Consider the following 2,690-nt stretch of genomic DNA (forward strand, 5'->3'; position numbering starts at 1 on the left):
ATGTCGAAAAATTAAAGTGAATTTATATAGGTATGAGCAGGAGATGACGTAATTTGAACGCATCTCCTTATTTTTTTGTAAGGGCATTCGATTATGATTCTTTTTGTAATTGCTGAATCCTCTTTTCTCCCCATTTCAGTATCCTTGAGGATACTTTCTATCAAAAAAGTGCATTCTTCTCGTATTTTTATACTATATTTATAATAACAGTTGTAGGAAAGAAATGGTCACTTCATTTTATATTATCATAATTTGATTAGAGAAGATTGAATGGAGGGGGAGGCAAAGATGAAGAGAATGGGGACGATGACAAAAGGTTTTATTAGTAACTATCTGGCAGAACAACCAATTGTAATAAATAGTCGTTACACATATAGTTTACCTTTATATAGCACTGGAATAATGATTTTAGAATTGCTGGAAAACGGTTATATACATGTAAATCAAAAGGATGTAATAGAAATTGTAAAAGATCAAGATATAAAAGGTCCGTGTTTTAATAGTCTTATGTTATTCTTACAAAATAATGAAACACGTACATGTAAAGAATGGATTTACTATTTTGGTACGGAACAAAAAATAGTGAATGAAATATTTATGGATGTGTTAAAAGAGATGGAAGAAGAAGGGATCATTCGGTTTCAATCTAAAAAGATATTGTCATTCATTGTTAATCAAATAAAAGTGGAATATGTATATGGGGCTAATTCATTTGTAGATCATATACAAAAAGATGTGTTACTTAAAAAGGGAAATGAAATTGAGAAAATCGCATTACTATGGAAATATTGCTATGCAGCTTATATGAATGAACAAGAAATATTCTCTTTGCAGAAAGAGCAAACAATTTACAAGTTTGTACAACAAATTCAAGAGGGGGTTCTTGAAGGAGCGCAAAGAAATGTTTTGTTTGTGTAATTGAAAAAGGAAAACTCGAAAACAAAATTTTATTCCGTATGAATAGGTAGTAAGCTTCTCACATTTGTACAGACGTGTAATAAACACGGAAAAATTAAGTTGGTAGTAAAATGAACTGTATCCTATAAAATGGACAGTTTAATAAAAAGACCATGAAAAATTAAGCACTTAAAAGATGGTTTCGGTATTCTTACCGGAGCCATCTTTTTTAGTGTCCACTGATAGCGATAATGATTATAATCCTCCATATAATTTTGAATGGCAAGTTGAAGAGATTCAAATGTTTGACACGTTTTATACTGTAATTCATTTTTTGTATGTCCAAAAAACGATTCCACTTTTATTTACAATCAATTTCTTGTAAATGAGAAAGTAACTGACCATGAATTCGTAATAAAGTTTGAATATCTTCGTTTGGCATTTTGTTAATATATGTGTAATTGCACGATAAGAAGAGGAATTTTCAATAGATTTTTATGTAAGTTCTATTCTTTTCAATAATTAAATATTAAATAATTGAAATATAAAAACAAGAATAGAGAATGTATATAGCTGTTGGTATTTCAGCTGAAAAACAAGCAATCATTACTCAAAATTTAAGTTATTAAGTTAACAAAAATAACCAAAGGAAAATATTGGTATATACAAATGTAAAAAACTTACTATTCAGAATATTTTTGACGAGTTATAATATATTCATTGTGACGAAAGACCATAGTTTTAGAATCCATAAGCTGTAATTGTAAAGGCTAATAAAAAAGAATTTTGGAATGAAAAAGAAGGAGAGGAATATGAATAGTGATGTCGCAACACTGAAGAGATATAAGGAGTTAGATTCTATACGAGGGATTTCTTCACTTTTAGTGATGATTGGACATCATCTTATGATTTTTTCAGCATATCAAAATTATCGTTATGAAGATAAAGAACCATTTGTTGTATACCTATTGAAAGAAACACCTGCTCGCATTATTTTTAGTAGTGGTAACGAGTCAGTTATTGTCTTTTTTATTTTGAGTGGGTTTGTCCTATATGGATCTATTCAAAAGAACTACAGTAGTTATGGAGCATATTTTTTAAAGCGTGTATGTAGGATATATATCCCATACGTTGTGGCAATAATAATAGCTATTTTGTGCCAGCTTACAATGAGTCAATATGGTATTTCTTATTTAAGCGAATGGTTTAATCGCTCGTGGACGATAAAATACTCTTCAAATCTAATTATGCAGCATATTTTATTGATTGGGAAATATAATACTGATGCATATAATAGTGTTATTTGGTCTCTTGTTCATGAAATGAGAATCTCTATTATCTTCCCATTAGTTTTATTCGTTTGCTTGCGTAAAACAGTTCGATCTTCATTACTGGCTTTGCTTAGTTTAAGCGTATGTGCTATCTCGATATTGTATTTAAATCAATCTCACTTAACATTAACAAGTTATGCATTAACACTACATTACACTGTGTTGTTTCTATTAGGGGCATTAGTTGCAAAATATAAAAATAATTTAATAGTGTTTTGTAGTAATTGTACTAAAAATATGAAATTCTTATGGCTTATATTGGCCGCTTTGTTTTATATGTATGAAGGGATTATTGGAGAAATTAAAGTGTTAAACAATTTTTTGTTTCGGGATTACGCAGTAGCGATTAGTGCATGCCTATTCATTATATTAAGTCTTTCAGTACCAACTGTTTCATCCTTACTATGTAACAAGTATTTATTATATCTAGGGAAAATTTCTTACAGTCTTTATTTGTATCAT

Annotated in this window: 2 protein-coding genes and 1 pseudogene; 2 read left to right on the top strand and 1 reads right to left on the bottom strand. The window is 29.3% G+C overall.

Annotated elements, in window-relative coordinates; all coding sequences use genetic code 11:
* Positions 1-288 precede the first annotated feature (288 nt).
* The gene (locus V7183_RS25075) at positions 289-918 is read left to right on the top strand and encodes a hypothetical protein (protein WP_335361227.1); all 630 of its coding nucleotides are present in this window, start codon (positions 289-291) and stop codon (positions 916-918) included.
* Between the two features lie 160 nt (positions 919-1,078).
* Here V7183_RS25075 and V7183_RS25080 read toward each other — a convergent pair.
* A pseudogene (locus tag V7183_RS25080) lies at positions 1,079-1,253 on the bottom strand (IS3 family transposase); the annotation flags it as partial.
* A 477-nt stretch (positions 1,254-1,730) separates the two neighbouring features.
* On the opposite strand from V7183_RS25080, the gene V7183_RS25085 reads away from it, so the two are divergent.
* On the top strand, positions 1,731-2,690 hold a 960-nt coding region (locus V7183_RS25085; protein ID WP_335361228.1), incomplete at its 3' end, for an acyltransferase family protein.

The organism is Bacillus sp. JJ1127 (assembly GCF_036965845.1).
GTDB lineage: Bacteria > Bacillota > Bacilli > Bacillales > Bacillaceae_G > Bacillus_A.